At 69.4% G+C, this 24,373-nt stretch carries 20 protein-coding genes; 9 read left to right on the plus strand and 11 right to left on the minus strand.

All coding sequences use genetic code 11. The features are described from left to right. Positions 1-59 precede the first annotated feature (59 nt). From ASF41_RS03320 to nudC, 4 genes are read left to right on the plus strand one after another with little or no spacing between them, the layout of a single operon-like run. On the plus strand, positions 60-698 hold the full coding sequence (locus ASF41_RS03320; RefSeq protein ID WP_244479535.1) for a cytochrome b/b6 domain-containing protein: 639 nt from the start codon (positions 60-62) through the stop codon (positions 696-698). Further along, positions 698-1,477 carry a molybdopterin-dependent oxidoreductase gene (locus tag ASF41_RS03325; RefSeq protein WP_056490797.1) on the plus strand — a complete coding sequence of 260 codons (780 nt, stop codon included), beginning with the start codon at positions 698-700 and terminating at the stop codon, positions 1,475-1,477. The genes ASF41_RS03320 and ASF41_RS03325 overlap by 1 nt, the downstream gene beginning before the upstream one ends. Before the next feature lie 46 nt (positions 1,478-1,523). Then, positions 1,524-1,940 (plus strand): HIT domain-containing protein, encoded by a 417-nt coding sequence (locus tag ASF41_RS03330; protein WP_056490799.1) that lies wholly within the window; start codon positions 1,524-1,526, stop codon positions 1,938-1,940. Between the two features lie 4 nt (positions 1,941-1,944). Beyond that, positions 1,945-2,850 carry an NAD(+) diphosphatase gene (nudC, locus tag ASF41_RS03335; protein WP_056490803.1) on the plus strand — a complete coding sequence of 302 codons (906 nt, stop codon included), beginning with the start codon at positions 1,945-1,947 and terminating at the stop codon, positions 2,848-2,850. Between the two features lie 18 nt (positions 2,851-2,868). On the opposite strand, the gene ASF41_RS03340 is transcribed toward nudC, so the two are convergent. Further along, entirely contained in the window at positions 2,869-3,825 is a 957-nt protein-coding gene (locus ASF41_RS03340) for a D-2-hydroxyacid dehydrogenase family protein (protein ID WP_056490807.1), read from the minus strand. 160 nt (positions 3,826-3,985) lie between these two features. On the opposite strand from ASF41_RS03340, the gene ASF41_RS03345 reads away from it, so the two are divergent. The 3 genes from ASF41_RS03345 (at position 3,986) to ASF41_RS03355 (ending at position 8,917) form a co-directional block, all read left to right on the plus strand. After that, entirely contained in the window at positions 3,986-7,309 is a 3,324-nt protein-coding gene (locus tag ASF41_RS03345; protein WP_056490810.1) for an error-prone DNA polymerase, read from the plus strand. Between the two features lie 136 nt (positions 7,310-7,445). Beyond that, positions 7,446-8,432, plus strand: coding sequence for a sensor histidine kinase (locus tag ASF41_RS03350; protein WP_056214823.1), 987 nt, complete (start codon positions 7,446-7,448; stop codon positions 8,430-8,432). A 29-nt stretch (positions 8,433-8,461) separates the two neighbouring features. Continuing rightward, positions 8,462-8,917 (plus strand): hypothetical protein, encoded by a 456-nt coding sequence (locus ASF41_RS03355; protein WP_056275370.1) that lies wholly within the window; start codon positions 8,462-8,464, stop codon positions 8,915-8,917. Between the two features lie 63 nt (positions 8,918-8,980). Here the strand turns inward: ASF41_RS03355 and fae are convergent, their stop codons facing one another. Continuing rightward, a complete protein-coding gene (gene fae, locus ASF41_RS03360; protein ID WP_056214816.1) occupies positions 8,981-9,520 on the minus strand; it encodes a formaldehyde-activating enzyme in 540 nt (179 codons plus the stop codon). A gap of 231 nt (positions 9,521-9,751) precedes the next feature. Between fae and ASF41_RS03365 the strand changes: the two genes are divergently transcribed. Beyond that, entirely contained in the window at positions 9,752-9,967 is a 216-nt protein-coding gene (locus ASF41_RS03365) for a hypothetical protein (protein ID WP_056215381.1), read from the plus strand. Here the strand turns inward: ASF41_RS03365 and ASF41_RS03370 are convergent. From ASF41_RS03370 to ASF41_RS03410, 9 genes are all read right to left on the minus strand, one after another. Further along, on the minus strand, positions 9,964-10,410 hold the full coding sequence (locus ASF41_RS03370) for a hypothetical protein (RefSeq protein WP_056214814.1): 447 nt from the start codon (positions 10,408-10,410) through the stop codon (positions 9,964-9,966). The genes ASF41_RS03365 and ASF41_RS03370 overlap by 4 nt on opposite strands. 143 nt (positions 10,411-10,553) lie before the next feature. Beyond that, the gene (gene metH / locus ASF41_RS03375; protein WP_056381300.1) at positions 10,554-14,306 is read right to left on the minus strand and encodes a methionine synthase; all 3,753 of its coding nucleotides are present in this window, start codon (positions 14,304-14,306) and stop codon (positions 10,554-10,556) included. 137 nt (positions 14,307-14,443) lie between these two features. Then, on the minus strand, positions 14,444-15,361 hold the full coding sequence (metF, locus tag ASF41_RS03380) for a methylenetetrahydrofolate reductase [NAD(P)H] (RefSeq protein WP_056214808.1): 918 nt from the start codon (positions 15,359-15,361) through the stop codon (positions 14,444-14,446). A gap of 76 nt (positions 15,362-15,437) precedes the next feature. Next, the gene (locus tag ASF41_RS03385) at positions 15,438-16,463 is read right to left on the minus strand and encodes a metalloregulator ArsR/SmtB family transcription factor (RefSeq protein ID WP_056214805.1); all 1,026 of its coding nucleotides are present in this window, start codon (positions 16,461-16,463) and stop codon (positions 15,438-15,440) included. 75 nt (positions 16,464-16,538) lie between these two features. Next, positions 16,539-17,438, minus strand: coding sequence for an ROK family protein (locus ASF41_RS03390; RefSeq protein ID WP_056214800.1), 900 nt, complete (start codon positions 17,436-17,438; stop codon positions 16,539-16,541). 24 nt (positions 17,439-17,462) lie between these two features. Beyond that, positions 17,463-18,866, minus strand: coding sequence for a dicarboxylate/amino acid:cation symporter (locus tag ASF41_RS03395; protein WP_056490813.1), 1,404 nt, complete (start codon positions 18,864-18,866; stop codon positions 17,463-17,465). 368 nt (positions 18,867-19,234) lie between these two features. Further along, a complete protein-coding gene (locus ASF41_RS03400) occupies positions 19,235-20,158 on the minus strand; it encodes a hypothetical protein (protein ID WP_056275692.1) in 924 nt (307 codons plus the stop codon). A gap of 324 nt (positions 20,159-20,482) precedes the next feature. Continuing rightward, positions 20,483-20,893, minus strand: a complete 411-nt coding sequence (gene msrB, locus ASF41_RS03405; protein ID WP_056214794.1) for a peptide-methionine (R)-S-oxide reductase MsrB — start codon at positions 20,891-20,893, stop codon at positions 20,483-20,485. Positions 20,894-21,012: 119 nt separating this feature from the next. Further along, complete coding sequence (locus ASF41_RS03410; protein ID WP_056214791.1) at positions 21,013-22,167, minus strand: YihY/virulence factor BrkB family protein; 1,155 nt, start codon at positions 22,165-22,167, stop codon at positions 21,013-21,015. A gap of 465 nt (positions 22,168-22,632) precedes the next feature. Here ASF41_RS03410 and ASF41_RS03415 point away from each other — a divergent pair, with 465 nt between their 5' ends. Next, positions 22,633-24,330 (plus strand): methyl-accepting chemotaxis protein, encoded by a 1,698-nt coding sequence (locus ASF41_RS03415; RefSeq protein ID WP_056490816.1) that lies wholly within the window; start codon positions 22,633-22,635, stop codon positions 24,328-24,330. Positions 24,331-24,373: the final 43 nt, after the last annotated feature.

Below are 24,373 nucleotides of genomic sequence, written 5' to 3' on the forward strand. Positions count from 1 at the left end.
CGGCCCCTCCGCGATCGCGGATGGGGCCGGGATTTCCATCCCCAAATCTCGAGGTCCCGTTGGCGATCGTCCCCGAAACACCGTCGCGCCTCGTGGTGATCCACCCGCTCGTGGTGCGGATCACCCACTGGATCAACGCCGTCTCGGTGTTCTGCATGCTGTTCAGCGGCTGGGCGATCTACAACGCCTCGCCGCTCTTTCCCTTCGTATTTCCCAAATGGGCCACTCTCGGCGGCTGGCTCGGCGGCGCCCTCGCCTGGCACTTCGCCGCGATGTGGCTCTTCGCCCTCAACGGCCTCGCCTACCTCGCCTACGGACTCCTGGCCCGGCACTTCGCCACCAGCTTCCTGCCCCTGAGCCCGGGCGCGATCTGGCGCGACGCCCGCGCGGCCTTACGACTGCGGTTGAGCCACCGGATCGGGCGCTACAACGCCGTCCAACGCCTCGCCTACCTGATCGCCATCGTGCTCGGCCTCCTCCTCGTCGCCTCCGGCTGCGCCCTGTGGAAGCCCGTGCAGTGGCAGACCCTGGCCAACCTGTTCGGTGGTTATGAATGGGCGCGGCGGGTCCATTTCGGCGCCATGGCGGGTCTCGCCGGCTTCATCCTCCTGCACCTCGCCCTCGTGGTCATCGTGCCGAGCACGCTGCTGGCGATGATCACCGGGCGTGCCCGCATCACCGAGGAGACCTCCGCCTGATGTCCCGCGATCCCGAAACCGCCGCCCGCCTGAAGGCCCTGCGCAGGGACATCGCCCCGGACCTCGCCAGCCTGGAACGACGCATGCTCCTGCGGGGCAGCCTCTCGGTCGGCGCCCTGACGCTCCTGTCCGGCTGCGATCTCTCCACGGGGAGCAACGGCACCCTGGCCGACCGGGTGCTCTGGGCGATGTCGCGGGCCAACGACCGGGTCCAGCAATGGCTGTTCGACCCCACGACCCTGGCCCCCACCTACCCGGCCTCGATGATCGATACGCCGTTCCGCTTCAACGCCTTCTACCCGCCGGACAACATCCCGGAGATCGACGAGTCGACTTGGACGCTCGAGGTCTCCGGCCGGGTCGCCGACAAGACGCCCTGGACGCTGGCGAAGCTGCGCGCCCTGCCGCAGGAGAGCCAGATCACCCGGCACATCTGCATCGAGGGCTGGAGCCAGATCGGGCAGTGGAGCGGCGTGCCGCTGCGAACCTTCCTGGAACGGAGCGGCGCCGACCTGACCGCCAAGTATGTCGGCTTCAAATGTGCCGACCGCTATTACGGCAGCCTCGACATGCCGAGCGCCCTGCATCCCCAGACGATCCTGGCCCTCGATTTCGCCGGCCAGCCTCTCGCGCCCGAGTACGGCTATCCGCTCCGCGTCCGGGTGCCGACGAAGCTCGGCTTCAAGAGCCCGAAGCACATCGCGGCGATCTTCGTGACCAACGATTATCCAGGCGGCTACTGGGAGGACCAGGGCTACAATTGGTTCAGCGGGATCTGAAGCCGGCCCTCGCATCGGCCACGGTTGCGCGCTACATCGCAGCGGCATGGAACCCGACTTCGCCCTCGACTCGCAGCTCGCCGCCGACACCGTGCACGTGGGCGACCTCGCCCTCTGCAGCGTCCTCCTCATGGACGATGCCCGCTTCCCCTGGCTGATCCTGGTGCCGCGCCGGGCCGGCGCCAGCGAGATCACGGACCTCGCGCCGGAGGATGCCCGAAGCCTGATGGATGAGATGCGGATCGCTACCGGGGTGATGCTGGCGCTGGCCAAGCCCGACAAGGTCAATGTCGCGGCCCTCGGCAACGTGGTGGCCCAACTCCATGTCCACGTGATCGGGCGCTTCCACTCCGATCCGGCCTGGCCGAAGCCCATTTGGGGCATCGGCACCGCGACCCCCTACCCGCACCATGCCCGCGCCCAGATGATCGAGCGCATCGGCGCCCTGTTCGCGGCGGCCTGAGGCGATGGTCGATGCCTCGGGCCAGCTCGGCTACGTCCACAGCCGCCTCGTGCGCCACTCCGCCGAGAGCGCGTCCGCGATCCCCGACCTCGACGCGCCCGGCGCGCGGATCCTCGTCCTGGCCGGCGACCGCGTCGTACTGGCCGGCGACACGGCACTCCTGACGCCGGAGGCGGCCGCCCGGACGGGCCCGCGCAGCCTGACGCTCTATCTCGGCCGCCTGGACGGCGACCCGGTCTTCGCCGCCGCCGTTCCGGCGGAGCTGGCCGAGGGCCTCGAGGCCGATCCGGGATTCCGGACCAACGACCTGCGCAGCCTCGCCGGCGAGGGCCGGATCGCGCCCCATGAACTCGGGCTCCTCGCCACGGCGAAGTCGCTGCTCGGCTGGCATGCGCGTCACGGCTTCTGCGCCCAGTGCGGAGCGCCGACGACCCTCGCGGCCGGCGGCTACCGCCGCGAATGCACGGCCTGCGGGACGCATCACTTTCCCCGCACCGACCCCGTGGTGATCATGCTGATCACCCGGAGCGATGCCTGCCTGCTCGGGCGCTCGCCGCGTTTCCATGAGGGCATGTATTCCTGCCTCGCCGGCTTCCTGGAGCCCGGCGAGACCGTCGAGGACGCCGTGCGGCGCGAGACCTTCGAGGAGGTCGGCCTGACCATCGGCGCGGTGCGCTACCACGCCTCGCAGCCCTGGCCATTCCCGTCCTCGCTGATGATCGGCTGCGTGGCCGAGAGCCTCGACGCGACCATCACCCTCGATCCAGAGGAACTCGCCGACGCGCAATGGTTCTCGCGGGACACCGTCGCGGCGATGCTCGAGGGCCGCCATCCCGACGGCCTGACCACGCCGCCCCCCCTGGCGATCGCCAACCTCTTGATGCGGGCCTTCGTCGAAGGGCGGGCCTGAGGCCCCGCCCCGGCCGGCTCATCCCAGGACGCGGATCGGCGCCCCATCGAGGAAAGCACGGATATCCTCCACGATCTCGGGGAAATAGGTGCGGTAGTTCCGCTCGGTCACGTAGCCGAGATGCGGCGTCGCCAGCACGTTGGGCAGGGTGCGCCAGGGCGAATCCGGCGGCAGCGGTTCAGTCTCGAAGACGTCGAGGCCGGCACCGGCGATCCGGTTCTCGGTGAGGGCGGCCAGGAGGGCGGCCTCGTCCACGATCGCGGCGCGGGAGGTGTTGATCAGGAACGCCTCGGGCCGCATCCGGCGCAGGGCCGCGTCGTCGACGAGGCCGCGGGTGCGGGCGCCGAGGACGAGGTGGATCGAGACCACGTCGCTCGCCGCCAGCAGCGCCGCCAGCGAGGGCGCGAGGGCCACGCCCTCGGCCGCGGCCCGCTCGGCCGTGAGATGGGGACTCCAGGCGCTGACCTCCATGCCGAAGGCCTGGCCGATCCGGGCGACCCGGGCACCCGTCTTGCCGAGACCGACGAGGCCGAGACGGCGGCCGGCCAGGTCGCTGCCGACGCTCGACTGCCAGGGTCCGCCCGTCCGCAGGGCCTGCACCTCCGGCACGAGGTGGCGGGCGAGCCCGAGGATCAGCGCCCAGGTCAGCTCCACCGGCGGCTCGGGGTGGCTGGCGGTGCCGCAGACCGTGACGCCGTGCGCCCGCGCGGCGGCCAGATCGATCGAGGCGTTGCGCATGCCGCTGGTGAGGAGGAGCTTCAGCTTCGGCAGCTGCGCGAAGAGGTCGGCCGGGAACGGCGTGCGCTCGCGCATCATCACGACGATCTCGCAGTCCCGGATCGCGTCGACCAGCGCCTCCCGCGACGCGAAGGTGGTCCGCAGGTCGCGCAGGGTGAGGCGGTCCGACAGCCCAGACCAGTCGGCCATGGTGGGGCCGACGCCCTGGTAATCGTCGAGGATCGCACAAGTGAGCATGGGACATCCTGTCAGGGGAGGACCGGGCTAACGCACAGCGAACAGCTTGGCCAGCCGCCCTCGAGACTTTGACTCCGCGACGCGAAACCGGCACCCCGGGATCCGAAACGATCACGATTCGTTCTCGACTGCAGACGGGTGCAGCGGAGCCGGGAGGAAGATGGGGTCGATATTCGAACCGCCCGCTTATGCCGAGCTCGCCGTCACCACGAACTTCTCCTTCCTGCGCGGGGCCTCGCATCCCGGCGAGATGGTGGGGCAGGCCGCCGAACTCGGGCTCCACGCCATCGGCATCGCCGACCGCAACACCCTGGCGGGCGTGGTGCGGGGCCATGCCGAGGCGAAACGGCGTGCCGCCGCCGGCGAGCCCGGCATCCGCTTCCTGCCCGGCGTGCGCCTCGTGACCGAGGAGGGCTTCGAGGTCGTGGCCTACCCGATGGACCGGGCCGCCTATGGCCGCCTGTGCCGGCTGCTGACCCTCGGCAACCGCCGCTCCGAGAAGGGCCAGTGCCGGTTCGATTTTTCGGAGCTCCTGGCTGCCAGCGAAGGCCAGATGCTCATCGCGGTTCCGCCGGAGCGGCTCGGCGAGGACGACCCCTTCCTCGGCCATGTCCGACAGCTCGCCGCCGAGGCCCCCGGCCGGGTCACCCTGGCGGGGAGCCACCGCCGGCGCGGCGACGAGCGTCGCCGCCTCGGCCGCCTGGCCGCCTGGGGCGAACGCCTGGGCGCCCCCCTGGTGGCGGTCTCGGACGCGCTCTACCACCACCCGGACCGGCGTCCCCTGCAGGACATCGTCGCCTGCATCCGCGAGGGCTGCACCCTGGCGGCTGCGGGCTATCGCCTGGAGGCCAATGCGGAGCGCCACCTGCGGCCGGCGGCCGAGATGGCGCGCCTCTTCGCCGATCATCCCGAGGCCCTGGCCCGCACGATCGAGATCGCGGAGACCTGCAGCTTCTCCCTCGACGAACTGACCTACGAATACCCCGACGAGCCGGTGCCGCCGGGTTTCACCGCACAGGGCTATCTGACCGACCAGGTGATGAAGCGCGCCCAATGGCGCTATCCCGACGGCATTCCCGAACAAATCGTGAACACGATCCAGGATGAGCTGCGGCTCATCGAGAAGATGAACTACGCGCGCTACTTCCTCACCCTGTTCGACATCGTCGAGTTCGCGCGCAAGCGGGGCATCCTGTGCCAGGGGCGCGGCTCGGCGGCCAATTCCGTGGTCTGCTACTGCCTCGGCATCACGGCGGTCGACCCCACCGAGATCCGGCTGCTGTTCGCCCGCTTCATCTCGGAGAACCGGGCGGAGCCCCCCGACATCGACGTCGACTTCGAGCACGAGCGCCGCGAGGAGGTGATCCAGTACCTCTACGACCGCTACGGCCGCGACAGGGCCGCGATCTGCGCCACGGTGATCCACTACCGCCCGCGCAGTGCCATCCGGGAGGTCGGCAAGGTCCTCGGGCTGCCCCCCGACATCACCGGCGTGATGGCCGACACGGTTTGGGGCTCCTGGGGCAAGGACCTGCCCGACGCGCATATCCGGCAGGCCGGGCTCGACCCGGACAATCCGCGGATCCGGCAGGCGCTGGAACTCGCCCACGCGCTGATCGGCTTCCCGCGCCACCTGTCGCAGCATGTGGGCGGCTTCGTACTGACGCGCGGACGCCTCGACGAGACCGTGCCGGTGGGCAACGCCGCCATGGCGGACCGCACCTTCATCGAATGGGACAAGGACGACATCGACGTCCTCGGCCTGATGAAGGTCGACGTGCTGGCGCTCGGCATGCTGAGCTGCCTGCGCCGGGGCGTGGATTTCCTGGCACGCGATTACGGGCACGACTATCCGACGCTGGCCGACCTGCCGCGCGCGGACGAAGCCACCTACGCGATGCTGGCCAGGGCCGATTCGGTGGGCGTGTTCCAGGTCGAGAGCCGGGCGCAGATGTCGATGCTCCCGCGCCTGAAGCCGCGGGAATTCTACGACCTCGTGGTGCAGGTGGCGATCGTCCGGCCGGGGCCGATCCAGGGCGACATGGTCCACCCGTACCTGCGCCGCCGCCAGGGGATCGAACCGGTCGAATACCCCTCCCCCCATCCCGATCACGGGCCGGCGAACGAACTCGAGAGCGTGCTCAAGCGGACCTATGGCGTGCCCCTGTTCCAGGAGCACGCCATGCAGATCGCCATCACCGCCGCCGGCTTCGAGCCGCACGAGGCCGACGGCCTGCGCCGGGCCATGGCCACCTTCCGGCACAACGGCCAGATCGTGAACTTCCGCACCAAGTTCGTTGAGGGCATGGTGACGCGCGGCTACCCGCGCGACTTCACCGAACGCTGCTTCAAGCAGATCGAGGGCTTCTCCACCTACGGCTTCCCCGAGAGCCATGCGGCGAGCTTCGCCCTGCTGGTCTACGCCTCGGCCTGGATGAAGTGCCGGCATCCCGACGTCTTCCTCGCCGCGATCCTCAACTCCCAGCCGATGGGCTTCTACCAGCCGGCGCAGCTCGTGCGCGACGCTCGCGCCCACGGGGTCGAGGTGCGCGGCGTCGACGTCAATGCGAGCGATTGGGACTGCACCCTCGAACCGGCCCTGGAGCCCCCGCCCCCCGGCGTCCCGCGGCGCTTCGCCGTGCGCCTCGGCCTGCGCCAGGTGAGCGGGGTGCCGCAGGCCGCCATGCACCGCCTCGTGGCTCTGCGGGGCAACGGCTATGCCAGCATCGAGGGCCTGCAGGCGGCCCTCGCCCTGCCCCGCAATGCCCTGGAGCGGCTGGCGGAGGCGGATGCGTTCCGCTCCCTCGATCTCGACCGGCGGGCCGCCCTCTGGGCGGTGCGGACCCTGGAGGGCACCTCCGCCCGCAAGGCGGCCCTGCGGACCGACGGCGACCGGCGGGCGCATCTCCTCGACACGCCGATGCCGCTCTTCGCCTTCCATGCCGATGACGGGCTGTTCCGGGCCGAACCCGCCGTGGCCCTGCCCGCCCTGGCGGCCTCGGAGCACGTGGCGGAGGACTACGCCGCCACCGGCCTCTCCCTGAAGGGCCACCCGGTGGCGTTCTTCCGGACGCGGCTCGCCCGGATCGGCGCGATCCCGGCTCGCGACCACCATGACGGGTCCCGCGTGGCGAACAATGCCCGCGTCACCGTGGCGGGGCTCGTCCTCACCCGGCAGCGGCCGGGCACGGCGCGCGGGACGGTGTTCCTGACCCTGGAGGACGAGACCGGGATCGCCAACGTCATCGTCTGGCGCGACGTGTTCGAGGCCAACCGCGCGACCGCCATGGGCGCCCGCTTCCTGGCGGTGCGCGGCCGGGTGCAGCGCCAGGGCCTCGTGGTGCACCTCCTGGCCGAACAGTTCCGCGACCTCTCGTCCGCCTTGCGCGACCTGCGCACCGGCGGCCTGCGGCTACCGCCCGAGACCACCGACTTCGGCGCCCCGGAGGATCGACGAATTTACCGCAGCCGCGATTTTCATTGAGGCCGAATCGCGACTACGGGCCGAACCCGCTGGCCACTCGGCCTGCCCAAGACTAGAGCTGTTCCAAACCTCGACGAGACCCACGACGCTGCCCCACTCATCGACACACGCCCCCTGGTGGAAAGGCTGGCAGGTCGTGCATGCGACCGAGCGCCTGCGCGCGCGCGCGTGGCTGGGCGAGGGGGCCGCCCTGACCGCTTCGGCCCTCGCCCTCGGCCTGCGCTTCGCCCTCGACGACATCCTGCCGCCGGGCTTTCCCTACCTGACGTTCTTCCCGGCCGTGATCCTCACGACCTTCTTCTTCGGCCTGCGGCCCGGCATCACCTGCGCGGCCCTGAGCGGCTTCGCCGCCTGGTACTTCTTCATCCCACCTGCCAGCACCTTCCTCATCGACGGGCCGACCGCCCTGGCCCTGTGCTTCTACGTGTTCATCGTCGCGGTCGACATCGCGCTGATCCACGTCATGCACCGGGCGGGCGAGCGGCTGCGCACCGAACGGCAGGTCTCGGCGGGGCTCTACGAGCAGCAGCGCACGATGTTCCAGGAGCTGCAGCACCGGGTCGCCAACAACATGCAGTTCGTGGCCGCCCTGCTGACCCTGCAGAAGCGCAAGGTCGGCAACGATCCGAAGGCGGCGCTCACCGCCCTCGACGAGGCCCGGGTGCGGCTGGAGACGATCTCGCGGATCCATCGGCGCCTGTACGACCCGAGCAGCATCGAGCGCCCGGTGGGGCAGTACCTCAAGGAACTCTGCACCGATCTCCTCGACGCCACGGGCGCCCAGAACATCGTCTGCCTCGTCGACACGCCGCCCCTGCGGTTCGATCTCACCCAGCTCACCACCCTGTCGCTCCTCGTGGTCGAGGTGGTGACCAACGCTCTGAAGCACGCCTTCCCGGACGGGCGGCGGGGCACCATCACGATCCAGCTCGAGCAACTCGATGCGGAGCGCCTGCAACTCGTCATCGCCGATGACGGGCGCGGCATGCCCGCGGATTTCGACCCGGACGCCACGCGCAGCCTCGGCTTCCGCATCGCACAGGGCCTCGCCGGACAGCTCGGCGGCCAGCTCACCTACAGCAACGAGGGCGGCACGGTGGTCCGCCTCGCCTTCACGCCCTGAGGGGCCTCACCTCCCCGGACAGCCCGACCATGCGATTGCGCAGCGCCCTCCTGCCCCTCCTTCTCGGCGCGAGCCTGCTCGGCCCCGGCCTCGCATGGGCCGACGCGTGCGACGACCTCGCCGCCCGGATCGCCAGCGCCATGGGTGGAAAGGTCGGCCGGCGCACCGGCCCCAGCATCGACCTGCGGGTCCCCGGCGGCCTGAAGCTCGACCTGACCTGCCGGGCGGAGCCCATCGTGCAGGCCGCCTCCTCCGACCCGACGCCCTCGGCCGCCTACTTCGCCGATCTCGCCCTGGCGGCCGAGATCGTGGTCGGCGAGGGTGCCGGTGCGGTCCAGGCCGCCATCGCCACGGCGCACGCCACCGCCCTGAAGGAGCGGCGCAAATCCTTCATCCAGCAGAACGGCTGGTCGGCGAGCTGCTACACCGACGCCAGCGGCTCGATCCGCACCCTGTGCTCGGTGGGACGGATCCCGCCGGGTTAGGAGGCTCCTTCTCCGGATGCGCGGATCACCCTGGATCCGCGCCCCGTCGCAGCTCCGAAAGGATCAGTACTCGATCACGTCTTCCAGGGCGTAGTGCTTCACCGTCTTCCGGTTGGCGATGAGCTCGTCGATGGTCGGCTCGCCCTTCATGGCGCGGCTGATCGCGAGCTTCGTCGCCTCGTAATTCGTCCGGTAGAGATCCTTGCGGTCGACGTCCGGGTCGGATCCGCAGCGCTCGTCCAGCCAGATCATGATGATCATGCAAAGCTCGTCGAGCCCGTCCTTGGGCAGGACGCCCTCGATCACGCAGTCGATGATGGCGTCCCCCGTGGCGGCCTGGACGACACCGCCGAGCAATTCGGCATACTCGGCCGTATGAATCGTGACCTTCGTGGTCATCATCGTGGCCGGGCGTACGAGCTGGTTGAGATCGCGCACCACGAACATCCGGGTGTGGCCCTGGACCTGGCCCATCATGCCGGCGAAGGCCTGGCCCACCGGGCCGCGGGTGGAACCGATCAGCACCTCCGGCATCGCGTCGGTGTACTGCCCTTCCGCCGCGAGCACGGTCGCCTCGCCGGTACGGAACCAGATCTCGGACATGGGGTCTTCCTTCCCTGAATGATCGCCGTGCCCGGGGGCCGGGATGGGTCGGGGCGCACAAACACCAGAGGGCGGCACGGCGTCAATCGCGGGGCGGATCTTCCGGCCCCTGGCCTCACGCCATCGGATCGGTCATGCAGGATCAGTCATGCAGGATCGGTTATGCAAGATCGGCTATGCAGGACCGCCGGCGACCGGGAGGGTCGAGGGCACGGGAGAGGCGCAAAGCCCATGAGCGGAGAACGGGACTGGAGCATCGCGGTGGCGGCCGCGCCTGATGGTGTCCGGGTCGAGATCGGCCTGCCCGGTACGAACGGCGCCCCGGTCACGGCAATCCTCGCCCTCGACCGCGAGGAGGCCCGAACCCTGGCGCGGGCGCTGCTGGCGGCATCGGGCGACGCGATGGAGCGGACGTTTCCCCGCGCCTCGGGCTCCGGGGAACGCTAGAGACCGACGCGGTTGCTGCGGCCCGGCAGGGTCTGCACCTTGGCGTCGCGGGGCTCGATCGGCGCCGCGCAGGTGTAGGTGAACTCGGTCTGCAGGTCGGTGAACACGGTCTCGCCGCGGACCCGGCAATCCTCGCGCCCCGTCTCGTTCAGGTAGGTGCGCGCCGCATCGCGGAAGCGCTTGACCCGGGTCAGGGCCGGATCGCCGCCGGCGAACGCATCGTCGATGCCGCAGCCGGTGGTCTCGCGCAGGGCGTTGGAGACGATCAGCATCTTGCGGACCCGGCGCTGGTCGTAGACCTCGTAGGGGTCCTTGCAGCCGATGGTGACGACCTGGGGCGTCAGGCTGACATAGGTCTTGGAGATGTAGGCGAAGCCGGTGCAGCCCGAGGCGATCAGCCCGAGCGCGACGGTGGCGACGAGGGAGCCGGTGAGCCGGTACACGATTCAGACGCCCTTCGCTGGTCTCGGGCCATGGTCGGTCCGGATCGGCATTGAAGCGCAGGCGCGCCCACGGTCAAGCCTCCGCCGGCCACATCCCGGTGTGATTCGATCCCGCCCCGGCTTCCGGGACGGGATCGCCCATCCTACTCGGCGGCGGCCGCGAGGTAGCGGGCCGGATCGTAGTTCAGGATCGGGCCGAGCCAGCGCTCGACCTCGCGCACATCCATGTCCTTGCGGACGGCATAGTCCTCGACCTGGTCGCGCTCCACCTTGGCGACGCCGAAGTAATGCGCCTCCGGATGGGCGATGTAGAGGCCCGAGACCGAGGAGCCCGGCCACATGGCGTAGGACTCGGTGAGCTTCACGCCGATGCGCGATTCCGCCTTGAGGAGATCGAACAGCGTGACCTTCTCGGTGTGGTCGGGCTGCGAGGGATAGCCGGGCGCGGGACGGATACCGGCATATTCCTCGCGCACGAGGTCTGCCGGCGTGAAGGTCTCGTCGGCGGCGTAGCCCCAGAACTCGCGGCGGACCCGCTCGTGCATGCGCTCGGCCAACGCCTCGGCGATGCGGTCGGCGAGCGCCTTGACCAGGATCGAGCGATAATCGTCGTTGGCCCGCTCGAAGCGCTCGGCGATGCGCACCTCCTCCAGGCCCGCCGTGACGACGAAGCCGCCGACATAGTCGGCGATCCCCGTCTCGGCCGGCGCGACGAAGTCGGACAGGCAGGTGTTGGCGCGCCCGTCGCGCTTCGTCAGCTGCTGGCGCAGGCCGAAGAAGGTCGCGAGGGTCTCCGAGCGGCTCTCGCCGGTGAACAGCGTGATGTCGTCGCCCAGGCTGTTCGCCGGCCAGAAGCCGATGATCGCCTTCGGGTTGAACCAGCGCTCGGAGACGATCTGGGCCAGCATCTCCTGGGCGTCGTCGAACAGGGCCTTGGCGGCCGGCCCCTGGTTGGGATCCTCGAAGATCGCCGGGTAGCGGCCCTTGAACTCGTAGGTCTGCAGGAACGGCGTCCAGTCGATGTAGGGCACGAGGTCCGCGACCTCGTAGGAGCTGTAGACCCGCACGCCGGTGAAGCTCGGCTTCTTCGGCTGGTAGCCCGACCAGTCGATCCGGAACGGGTTGGCGCGGGCTTTCGCCAGCGGTAGGCGCTGCTTGTCGAGCTCCGAGCGGGCATGGGCGTCCGAGACCTTGCGGTACTCGGCGCGGATGTTGGCGATGGTCGAATCCCGCGTCTCCTTGGAGAGCAGGCTGGAGACCACGCCGACGGCGCGGCTCGCATCGGTGACGTAGACGGTCTGGCCGCGGTTGTAGGAGGGATGGATCTTCACCGCCGTGTGGACGCGGCTCGTGGTGGCGCCGCCGATGAGGAGCGGCACGTCGAAGCCCTCGCGCTCCATCTCGGCCGCGACGTGCACCATCTCGTCCAGCGACGGGGTGATGAGGCCGGACAGGCCGACGATGTCGACGTTCTCGCGCTTGGCGACGTCGAGGATCTTGGCCGCCGGCACCATCACGCCAAGGTCGATGATCTCGTAGTTGTTGCAGGCGAGCACGACGCCGACGATGTTCTTGCCGATGTCGTGGACATCGCCCTTCACGGTCGCCATCAGGATCTTGCCGGCGGCCTGGCGCTTGCCGTCGCCGCCGTTGGCGAGCTTCTCCGCCTCCATGAAGGGCTCGAGATAGGCGACCGCCTGCTTCATCACGCGGGCCGACTTCACCACCTGCGGCAGGAACATCTTGCCCGAGCCGAACAGGTCGCCCACCACGTTCATGCCGGCCATGAGCGGGCCCTCGATGACGTGGAGCGGACGCTCCACCCCGAGGCGGGCCTCCTCCGTGTCGGCGACGATGTATTCGGTGATCCCGTTGACGAGCGCGTGCTCAATGCGCTTCTCGACAGGCGCCTCGCGCCAGGACAGGTCGGCGGTCTTGGCCTGGACGCCGCCGCCGGACTTGAAGCGTTCGGCCGCCTCCAGCAGGCGATCGGTGGCGTCGTCGCGCCGGTTGAGGACGACGTCCTCGCAGAGTTCGCGCAGCTCGGGCGGCAGCTCGTCGTAGATCGCGAGCTGGCCGGCATTCACGATGCCCATGTCCATGCCGACCTGGATCGCATGGTAAAGGAACACCGCGTGCATGGCCTCGCGCACCGGCTCGTTGCCGCGGAAGGCGAAGCTGAGGTTCGAGATGCCGCCCGAGATGTGGGCGTGGGGTAGGGTCTCGCGGATGGTCTTGGTCGCCTCGATGAAGGCGACGCCGTAGCCGTTGTGCTCCTCGATGCCGGTGGCGACGGCGAACACGTTCGGGTCGAAGATGATGTCTTCCGGCGGGAAGCCGACCTCTTCGGTCAGGACCCTGTAGGCCTTGGTGCAGATCTCGACCTTGCGCTCCAGCGTGTCGGCCTGGCCCTGCTCGTCGAAGGCCATCACCACGATCGCCGCGCCGTAGGAGCGGCACACCCGGGCGTCGTGGACGAACTTCTCGACGCCCTCCTTCATGGAGATCGAGTTCACGATCGCCTTGCCCTGGACGCACTTGAGCCCGGCCTCGATGACGTGGAACTTCGAGGAATCGATCATCACCGGCACGCGGGCGATGTCGGGCTCGGCGGCGACGAGGTTGAGAAACTCCACCATCGCCTTCTCGGAGTCCAGCAGACCCTCGTCCATGTTGACGTCGATGATGCTGGCGCCCGCCGCCACCTGGTCGCGGGCGACGTCGAGAGCGGCGGCGTAGTCGCCGGCGGTGATGAGCTTCCTGAACTTGGCCGAGCCGGTGACGTTGGTGCGCTCGCCGACGTTCACGAAGGGGATCTCCTTCGTCAGCGTGAACGGCTCCAGGCCCGACAGGCGCATCAGGCGCGGCACTTCGGGAATGGCGCGGGGCTTCACGCCCTCTACGGCCCGCGCGATGGCGCGGATGTGGTCCGGCGTGGTGCCGCAGCAGCCGCCGACCATGTTGACGAGGCCGGCGGTGGCGAACTCGCCCACCAGCTTGCCCATGGCCTCGGGGCTCTCGTCGTAGAGGCCGAACTCGTTGGGCAGGCCGGCATTCGGGTAGGCGCAGACCAGGGTGTCGGCGATGCGCGACAGCTCCGAGATGTGTCCGCGCATCTCCTTGGCGCCCAGCGCGCAGTTCAGCCCGATGGTGAGCGGGCCGGCGTGGCGGAGCGCGTTCCAGAATGCCTCCGGGGTCTGGCCCGAGAGGGTGCGGCCGGAAAGGTCGGTGATCGTACCCGAGATCATGATCGGCAGGACCATGCCCCGTTCCTCGAACACCGCCCAGGCGGCGGCGACCGCCGCTTTGGCGTTCAGCGTGTCGAAGATGGTCTCGATCAGGATGAGCTCGGCGCCGCCATCCATCAGGCCGCGCACCTGCTCCTCGTAGGCCTGTTTGACCTGGTCGAAGGTCACGGCCCGGTAGCCGGGATTGTTGACGTCCGGCGAGATCGACAGGGTGCGGTTGGTCGGGCCGATGGCGCCGGCCACGAAGCGGCGGCGGCCGTCTTGGCGCTCGGCGAGCTGGGCGGCCTCGCGGGCAAGGCGCGCGCCTTGCGCGTTCAGCTCGTGGATGATCGATTCCATGCCGTAATCGGCCTGGGCGATCGTGGTGCCCGAGAAGGTGTTGGTCTCGCAGACGTCGGCCCCGGCCAGGAAGTAATCGAGGTGGATCTGCCGGATCGCGTCGGGCTGGGTCAGGATCAGGAGGTCGTTGTTGCCCTTCTGGTCGTGCGCATGGTCGCCGAAGCGGTCACCGCGGAAGTCCGCCTCGCCGTAGCCCAGGCGCTGGATCACAGTTCCCATCGCCCCGTCGAGGACGAGGATTTTCTCGCCCGCGCGCTGGCGCAGGGCGGCTTCGATCTCTTTTCCGTCGACGGGGCGCAGGTCGGTCATGGGTTTCTCACGCGTCGTTCCGGGACCGCGGCGCGGCACCCGGAACCCGGAACCGCGACGGGTCCGGACAGTGAAGTTCGACAGGGTCGGCGTGTCGGATCCCGGACTCGCCTTCGGCGCCCCGGGATGACGTTTGCTTATGCCGCCTTGGCGGCGACCTTGGGTGCCTGCGCCCGCAGGCCGAGCACGTGACAGATGGCGTAGACGAGGTCGGACCGGTTCATCGAGTAGAAGTGAAAGTCGTTGACGCCGTGGTCGACGAGGTCGAGCACCTGCTCGGCCGCCACCGCCGCCGCCACGAGGCGCCGGGTCTCGACGTCGTTGTCCAGCCCCTCGAACCGGGCCGCGAGCCAGTACGGCACCGAGGCGCCGGTCCGGCGGGCGAAGTTCGCCGCCTGCTTGAAGTTCTGCACCGGCAGGATGCCGGGGATGATCGGGATGTCGATGCCGGCGGCGCGCACCTTGTCGACGTAGCGCAGGTAGATGTCGTTCTCGAAGAAGAACTGCGTGATCGCCTGGTCGGCGCCGGCATCGACCTTGGCCTTCAGGGCGTCGATGTCGGCGTCGAGGGAGGAGGCCTCCGGGTGCTTCTCCGGATAGGCCGAGACCGAGACCTTGAAGTCGCCGATGCGCTTGATGCCGGCGACGAGATCGGAGGTCTGGGCGTAGCCGCCCGGATGCGGCCGGTAGGCCGTTCCGATCCCGTCCTGCGGGTCGCCGCGCAGGGCCACGATGTGGCGTACGCCGGCATCCCAGTAGGATTGCACGACGGCGTCGATCTCCTCGCGGGTGGCGTCGACGCAGGTGAGGTGGGCGGCCGGCTGGAGGCTCGTCTCCTTGACCATCCGCGCGACGGTGTTGTGGGTGCGCTCGCGGGTGGAGCCGCCCGCACCGTAGGTCACCGAGACGAATTTCGGCTGCAGCGGCGCGAGGCGCTCGATCGAGGACCAGAGGATCTTCTCCATCTCCTCGGTCTTCGGGGGGAAGAACTCGATGGAGACACGGATCGGACGATAGCTGTCGCGGCTGGCGCGATGGTGGGAGGCGGAAGGCATCGGGTCGTCCTCTCTGTCGATCGGTTCAGACGGTCGTCGATCAGGTTCGGGTGCAGGTGGAAACGGGCCGTCGCCCTCAGGCGACGGCCCGCTCCGGGATCATCTCGGGCGCGGGGGCCGCCCTCTCGGCCGCATCGGTGGCCAGCCAGAGGGTCACGGTCAACTGGTCCTCGACCTCGCCGGTGGGGGCGAGGTCCCGGGTGGTGACGGTGGGCAGGCCCGCATCGTTGAGCCAGCCCGTCACCTGCTCGGGCGCGAAGCCGAGACGGCGATGGGCCTGGGCCTCGCGCAGGAACTCGAGGTCGTGGGGGGCGAAGTCCACCACCAGCAGGCGCCCGCCGGGGGCGACGAGACGCGCGGCCTCGCGCAGGGCCCGGGTCGGATCGTCGAGGTAGTGCAGCACCTGATGGACGACGACGAGGTCGAACCCGCCGCGCCCGAAGGGCGGCGCGTGGATGTCGCCCTGGCGCAGGTCGACCCGCGACAAGCCGAGGCGTTCCAGGTTCGCCCGCGCCACCGAGAGCATCGCGTGGTTGGAATCGAGCCCGACCGCCCGGGCGGCGCGGCCCGCCAGGAGCCCGAGCATGCGCCCGGTGCCGGTGCCGAGATCGACGAGGTTCTGGATCGGCCGGTCGCCGAGCACGTCCAGGACCGCGGCCTCGACGATGGCCTCCGGCACGTGCAGCGAGCGCAGATGGTCCCATTTGGGGGCGAGACGGGCGAAGAAGGCCTGGGCGGCCTCGGCCCGCTGGGTGCGCACGGCCTCCAGGCGGGCGAAATCCTCCGAGAGCGGCGCCCGGGCGGCATCGAGCCCGGCCACCAGCGGCTCGACCAGGGAGGCCCGATCCTCCACAAGGCGGAAGAAGGCCCAGGCCCCCTCGCGGTGCCGCTCCACCAGACCCGCCTCCACGAGCAGCTTGAGATGGCGCGAGATGCGCGGCTGCGACTGGCCCAGAATGTCGGTCAAATCGGAAACCGAGAGCTCTCCGGCGGCCAGAAGTGCGAGGATGCGCAGGCGCGTCTCCTCGGCCGCCGCCCGCAGGATGGCGAGGGCGTCCGGAAACGGTAGGGCCGTGGCCGAGGAAGGTCCCGCGTTAGACATAAAGATATCTTTATGTGAAAACGAAAGCCCTGACAAGCGCCTCGGGCACCCCATTGGGATCGATCGCGCGGTCGTTCAGGGCCCGTTCCAGAGCCAGGCCGCCCCGCGGACACCGGAGGCGTCGCCGTGCCGGCTCGGGCGGATCGGCGTGTCGAACGCATCCGAGAAGACGTGCGGCGCCACGCGTTCAGGGAGGCCCGCGAGGATCTCCGGCACCCGCGAGAGGCCGCCGCCGATGACGATGACGTCCGGGTCGATCAGGTTGACCCCGTGGGCGATGCCGCGCCCGAGGCGATCCAGGTAGCGGTCGACGGTCGCCCGGGCCTCCGCGTCGCCCGCCCGCAGGGCCGCGATCACGCCCTCGCCCCGGGTCGCCGTACCGGTGCGGCGGGCGTGGTCGGCGGCCAGCGCCGGACCGGAGACCCAGGTTTCGAGGCATCCGTGCCGGCCGCAATAGCAGGCGGGGCCGGGACGCTCGTCGTCGCGGGGGGATGGCAGCGGGTTGTGGCCCCACTCGCCGGCGATCCGGTCACGTCCCGAGAGGGCACGGCCCCGAAGGGCGATCCCGGAGCCGACGCCGGTCCCCAGGATGATGGCCCAGACGACGGGCAGGCCGGCGCCGGCGCCGTCCACGGCCTCGGAGACCGCGAGGCAGTTGGCATCGTTCTCGAGACGCACCGGGCGGGCGAGACCTCGCTCGAGATCCTGCGCGAAGGGCCGGCCGTTCAGCCAGACCGAGTTCGCGTTCTTGACGAGTCCGGTCCGCGGCGAGATCGCGCCGGGCATGCCGATGCCGACCGTGCCGGGGGCTCCCGCTCGCGCCTCCAGGTCGCAGACCAGTCCCGCGATGGCCGTCAGCGTCGCGGCGTAATCGTCTCGCGGCGTGGCGATCCGCTGCTCGGCCCGCGTCGTGCCATCGGACGCGAGGGCGATCCCGGCGATCTTGGTGCCGCCGAGATCGATGCCGATGCGCAGAGGTTCGGACAGGTCCGGGTCCCGTCAGCGCGCCGCGGCCGGGATCGGGGACGCCGCCGCGGCGGTGGCGCTCGACTCCATCTCGGGTGCGTGGTCGGAGATGTCGGTGCCGATGGAAACCGGGTGCGCCATGACCTGGCGCAGCTTCTCCGTGTCGAGCTCGCCCTCCCAGCGGCTGACCACCACGGTGGCGACGCCGTTGCCGATCAGGTTCGTGATGGCGCGGCACTCCGACATGAACTTGTCGACGCCGAGGATCAGGGTCATGGCCGCCACCGGCACGGGGTTGTTGGGGATGGCGCTGAGCGTGGCCGCCAAGGTGATGAAGCCCGCGCCGGTGACGCCGGACGCGCCCTTGGAGGTCAGCATCGCCACCAGGATGATCGTGGCGTACTGGCCGAAGGACAGGTCGGCCCCCACGGCCTGGGCCAGGAACAGCGAGGCCAGGGTCATGTAGATGTTGGTGCCGTCGAGGTTGAACGAGTAGCCCGTCGGGATCACGAGGCCCACCACCGAGTCCGACGCGCCGAGGCGGCGCATCTTCGTCATCATGTGCGGCAGCACGGTCTCGGAAGACGACGTGCCGAGGACGATCAGGAGCTCGTCCTTGATGTAGGCGAGGAACTTGAAGATCGAGAATCCGGCGACCCGGGCGATGCCGCCGAGCACCAGGATCACGAACAGGAAGGCGGTGACGTAGAAGGTGCCGACGAGCCAGGCGAGGTCGATCACCTTGCCGATGCCGTACTGGCCGATGGTAAAGGCCATGGCGCCGAAGGCCCCGATGGGGGCGAGCTTCACCGCCAGGCCGATGATGCGGAAGAAAATCTGCCCGGCCGTGTCGATGGCGTGGGTGATGGCCTCGCCGCGCTGGCCCATCCCGGTGACGACGACGCCGGTGAGGATCGAAATCAGCAGCACCTGCAGCAGGTCGCCGGTGGCGAAGGCGTCGAAGAAGCTCTTCGGGATCAGCGCCATGATGTGGCCGGTCACCGAATCGTCGGCGGCCATCTTGGCGTATTTCTCCACGGCCTTGGCATCGAGCTTGGTGACGTCGGCATTGAAGCCGGCACCCGGCCTGACGACCTCGCCCACGAGAACGCCGATGAGCAGCGCGATGGTGGAGACCACCTCGAAGTAGACGAGCGCTTTCAACCCGACGCGGCCGACCTTCTTCAGGTCGCCGATCGAGGCGATGCCGTGCACGATGGTACAGAAGATGATCGGCGCGATCATCATCTTGATCAGGGCGATGAAGGCATCCCCGAGCCACTTGACCGACTTGCCCCATTCGGGCTGCAGCCAGCCGAGGAGCACGCCGAGGGCGATCGCGATCAGCACCTGGATGTAGAGCACCTTGTACCAGGGCTCCTTGACCGGACGTGGGACCGCGGCCGGTGCCGTTCCGTACGTCGTCGCCTGGGCCATGATCCCTCCCGCTGCGCTCTGCGCAACCCACCGATTGTTAATCCCGACGCTAGCCAGTTTATTCGCGTCGCTCAATCGCGGGCGGTGGGCTGCAATGACAAACCACGAGCGCTTACATGCCCTTCGCGGGAAAAGGTTCCGGCGGCGGGCAGGCAGACTGGCGCCGGGAGATCGCCAGTTTCGGCTCTCGGCGCGGATGCGGATCTTCGGCACGGGTGCGTGCCGGCGCTCGCGCGAGGGCCGGCCGCGTGGGACAGGCCTCGCCCCACGCGTCGCCGGCCGCTCGCGCCCATCGGACCGCGCCGGCGCCCGTTCCGGCCCGGATCACTCGGAGGGCGGGGCGAACCGCCCTGTCCGGCGACGGTCGCTCAGGTCTGCTGCGTGCGACGGGGACGAACGGTCCAGCGCTCGAACTCGGCGGCGATGTCGTCCTCGCCGCGCGCGGCGCCCTTCGGCTGCGGGTTGCCGAGCGCCTGCGACAGGCTCTCGATCACGTCGTCGATGCGGGAGTCGATGGCGGGCGCGCCCTCGGCGGCAGGCTCGCTCGCAGGCTCCGGCTGTGCGTGCGCATCCCCCGCCTCGGGGACCGCGGCCGCCTGCGCCTCGACCGGAGCAGGCTCCTCGGCCGGAGGAGCGGGCGCGGGTGCGGCCTCGGCGGCGACCGGTGCCGCCGCCGCGCTTCCGCCCGCGACCCGGCGCAGCGCCTTCATCATCCCGTCGCCGTCACCGGCATTGGCCTTCGGGGCGCCGTAGCGCCCGAAGCCGAAGCGCGGCTCGATCAGGTCGAGAACGGCGTCGAGGGCGGCATTGGACAGGCCGATCTCGCCGGGATGCGGCACGCCCTGCAGGGCCACCGCGTGCCGGTCGTAGCTCGGATCGCCGGTGACCTCGGGACCGAACCAGGCCGGCACCGGGAAACCTTGGCCCTCGTCGGCGCCGTCGAAGGACACGCTCACGAGGTCGAACTCGCCGGGCGCCACGTAGCGGTCGATCAGCGCCTCGCGGCCGCCGCCGAGGGCGAGCGCCGTGCGGTCATAGGCGGCCTTGCCCGAGCAGACATCCATCAGCGCATCGCCGTGCGCGCGCGGCACATCGGTGCGCTCTTCGCTGGACGTTCCGTCCGGTGCGGTGGTCACCAGGACGAGGTGGCAGGCCTGCCCGTCGACCCGGACGTAGGAGACGCGGCCGGCCTGGGGGGCGAAGTAGCCCTCTGTGATCCGGGAGCCTCCGCGCTCCTTGCGGATGAGGCGGACCAGGGCGGGGGCCACGAGAAACCGGCGTACGAGGCTCATCGACATTCTCCGCGATGTCGGTCGACCCGGCGATAGAGATCCGGGCGGACACTGACGTCAGGGCCGCCGACCTCCCGCGACGCGAGGTGGACAGACCGGCTTTCAGGTGGTTCCCCGCGCCGAGCCCGGCGGCCCTCCACGTGGAACAATGACATAGGATATGATCTGCGTTCATTCCCCGCGTAGCCGGGGCAGATCGGTTAATAATTCTCGTTCCGGACTAAGCAAAACGACGGCGAAATCAAGACCATCCCCGCCGTCGCTCCCCCTCATCCGTCGATCCGTCCCCATCGAAACCCGATCGGTCCCTCGTGTCGATGCCCGTCAGGCCTCCGGCTCGAAGCGCAGGGAGAGGCCGTTCATGCAGTAGCGCAGTCCGGTGGGCGGCGGACCGTCATCGAAGACGTGGCCGAGATGGCCCTTGCAGTGGGCACAATGCACCTCGGTGCGGGTCATCCAGTGGCTGCGGTCGACGGTCGTCTCCACCGCGTCGTCGAGGGGATCGAAGAAGCTCGGCCAGCCGGTCCCGCTCTCGAACTTGGTGCCGGTGACGAAGAGCGGGGCGTCGCAGCCGGCGCAGTGGAACACGCCCGGACGCTTCTCGGCGTTGAGGCAGCTGGTCCCGGCCCGCTCGGTGCCGTGCTCGCGCAACACGCGATACTGGTCCGGCGTGAGGATCTCGCGCCATTCGGCCTCGCTGCGGGTCTGGATCTCGTCCGCGGTGGCCGAAGACATGGAGGAAGAGGACGTGGGGGAAGAGGACGTGGGAGGCGAAGACATCGGGCCTGTGCTCCTCAGAGGCGGGGACGATGCCGCTTAGATAGGCCCCCGACGCCCCCGTGGGGAGGCCGCCCTCAGGCGACGGCGCCGAGGGTGTCGGCCATGCGCGCCCGGCGGGCGCCCATGGGCCGCTCGGGGCCGGTGGTGGTGTCGCGCGCGGTCTGGTGCTCCATCTCGGCGTTGATCTCGCCACCCAGGAGGACGATCGTCGTGGAGATCCAGATCCAGGTCATGAAGCCGATCGCGGCACCGAGGGAGCCGTAGGTCTCGTTGTAGTTGCCGAAGCTGGAGACGTACCAGGAGAACAGGATCGACGCGAGGAGCCACAGCAGGCCCGCCACCGCGCCGCCGACCCCGACCCAGCGCCAGCGCGGCCGCTGGCGGCTCGGACCGTAGCGATAAAGCAGGGACAGGCCTCCGAGGAGGACGACCAGGAGCGCGGGCCAACGCAGCAGGGCGACGAGCCAGGCGGTGTCGCTCAGGCCCACGAACGTGAACACCACCGGCAACACGACGATGCCCGTGAGGGCCAGGATGGTGAAGACGAGCGCCCCGATGGTAAAGGTGAGCGAGCGCAGGTTCAGCATGATGAAGGAGCGCTTCTCCTCCTCCTCGTAGACCACGTTCAGGGCGTCGAACATCGCCTTCATGGCGGCGTTGGCGCTCCAGAGGGAGAGCAGAAGGCTGGTGAAGAAGGTCAGGCCGAGGGTGCCGTTGCCTTTGGCGGCGATGCGCTTGACCTGGTCGCCGATGATCTCGATGGCGCCGGAGGGCAGCACGCCCTGCATGCTCGCGAGATGCTCGTTGATCGAGCCGACATCCGCCACGAGGCCGTAGCAGGAGACGAGCGCGGCGATGGCGGGGAACAGCGAGAGCAGCGAGTAGAAGGTCACGCCCGCCGCCACCGACAGGACCCGGTCCTGATTGAACTCGAGATAGACCCGGTAGAGGATGTCCTTCCAGCCCGAGGCGGTGATCTCGGTGGGCGAGCCCGCGGCGCGCCCGCGCGCGACCTGCGTCGCCGCGACGTAGGCCGCCGCCGCCCCCTCGTGGGAGCGGGCGCCCGGCTCCGTGGAGGGCTGGGCGGGCTCGGCGGCGGGACGCGTCCGGGTCGCGCGCCGGGGTGCGGCGGCGAGCGCGATCAGCGCAGTCCCGAGCAGCAGCGTCCACAGGATGGAATTCGCCGCCTCACCATCGGGTACGGGACTGCGGCGGAAGGGAGATGGCATGGCAGGACCGGAACGGGATGGACGGTGCTTCGGCGCCGCGTCGTCTCGGCGCCCGGGATCAACGTGACGCAGGCTTGACCGTTCCGGCTCCGGCCACGCCTCCTCGGGCTTCCGCATCGCGCCCGATTTCGCAAGTTGATCGTCTCACGGCCCAATCTCGGCGCAGATCAAGCGACGGCGGACATGACCGAAACAAGCGGTGCGCTTCCCCGACCGCGTCAGCACACCGCCTTGAACCTTAAAGACATCTCGACCGGACGCAGGCACGCCTCAGATCTCGCACAACCAATCGAACAAAACCTTGAAAGACAACATTTCTAGATCGATGATTGCTATACCGCGCATCTCTATTATTTTAGTTAAATATTAGAAGATCATAAATAGTATTTTAACCAAACAATACCAGTCTCCCGCATCACGGAAGCTCTCATATTCGATGGCTTTTCAACCCGCGGAGCCAAGCACGTGCGTTTCGTCAATCAAGCCAGCGTCCTGGCGAAGATCGCCCTTCCCCTGTTCGCCCTGGGCGCCCTCAGCATCGGGCTCGTCCTCTACGCCCGCGCGTCGCTGAACAACATCGCCGACCAGTCGCGACAAGTGATCGAAGTTCTCAGCGCGCGGCAGGAAGCTTACCTCAAGGCGCAGCTGAAAATCGCGGAAGCGGCCCTGTTGACCCGGAACATCATCCTGGAAACCGAAGAAGTCCCGATGGCGCAATACAAGGCGCAGTATGCGTCGGCCACGGCCGGGGCGCTTGAGGTCATCGATACGCTGATCGCACTGGCCGAAACGCCGGAACGCCGCAAGATCGGTAAGGATCTGCGAAGCTTGGCTGAGGCCTATTTCGCGGTCCTGGCGCGGTCCATCGAGCACGGGCTCCGGAATGAGAATGCAGTCGCAGCCCAGATCGTCCAGCACGATGCGCAACCCGCCCGGCTCAATCTGAACAGGCTGGTGGAGCAGCGTGCGCAGCGGGTCGCCGAGGAGATGAAGGCCGGCAAGCAGGCGCTCGAAGCGGACATGTCGATCGCGATCGAACGGCTGATCACCGTCACCGCCATCGGTCTCGTTCTGGCTGCCCTCCTGTGCGGCACCATCGTGGTCTTCGGAATCACCCGGCCGCTGGGCCGTCTGGTCGTGATCCTGAACCGCATGGCCCAGGGCGAGATCGATGCAGACATTCCTGAGGCCCGGCGCGGCGACGAGATCGGCGCCGTCGGCAAGGCGGTGGACGGCATCAAGGCGATGGTCGCCCGGAAGAGTGCCGAGGAAGCGCAGATCCGCCGCATTGCCGACGAAGCCGCAGTGGCCGCACGCCGCGCAACGATGATCGAACTCGCCGACAGCTTCGAGGGTGCCGTGGGCGGCATCATCGGCATGGTCTCCGCGTCGTCGACCGAACTGCAGGCGACGGCGGGGACCCTGACCACCACCGCCCGCGAGACCGCATCGCAATCCATCACCGTGGCGACGGCCACCGAGGAAGCCTCCGTCAACGTGAGCACCGTGGCGGCGGCCGCCGAGGAACTCGGCAACTCTGTGCACGAGATCGGCCGCCAGGTCTCGAACTCCTCCCAGATGGCGCAGTCGGCCGTGACCGAGGCCGACACCACCTCGGCCCTGGTCCAGGAGCTGAGCGCCGCCGTGTCCCGGATCGGCGACGTGGTGAGCCTGATCTCGACGATCGCCGGCCAGACCAATCTGCTGGCCCTCAACGCCACCATCGAGGCGGCCCGCGCCGGGGAGGCGGGACGCGGCTTCGCCGTGGTGGCGGCGGAAGTGAAGGAACTCGCCAACCAGACCGCCCGGGCCACCGACGAAATCGGAAGCCAGATCGGGCATATCCAGGGTGCCACGGGCCACGCGGTCACGGCGATCGGCTCGATCACGACGCGCATCCGCGACATCAACACGGTGGCGACGGCGATCGCGGCGGCAGTGGAACAGCAGAGCGCCGCGACGCAGGAGATCGTCCGCAACGTGGCCCAGGCCTCGGTGGGGACCACGGACGTCACCAGCACCATCACGGGCGTCGCCCAGGCGGCCGAGGAGACCGGCGCAGCCGCCGCCCAGGTGCTCGGGGCCGCCGGGGAATTGTCGCGTCAGTCGGAGCACCTCAGCGCCGAGGTCCAGAACTTCCTCGGCACCGTCCGGGCGGCGTAGCGGACGGACCCAGCGAAGGCCGTCCCGCGCTGGGGCCCGCCGG

The sequence above is a fragment of the Methylobacterium sp. Leaf111 genome (genome assembly GCF_001423285.1).
GTDB lineage: Bacteria > Pseudomonadota > Alphaproteobacteria > Rhizobiales > Beijerinckiaceae > Methylobacterium.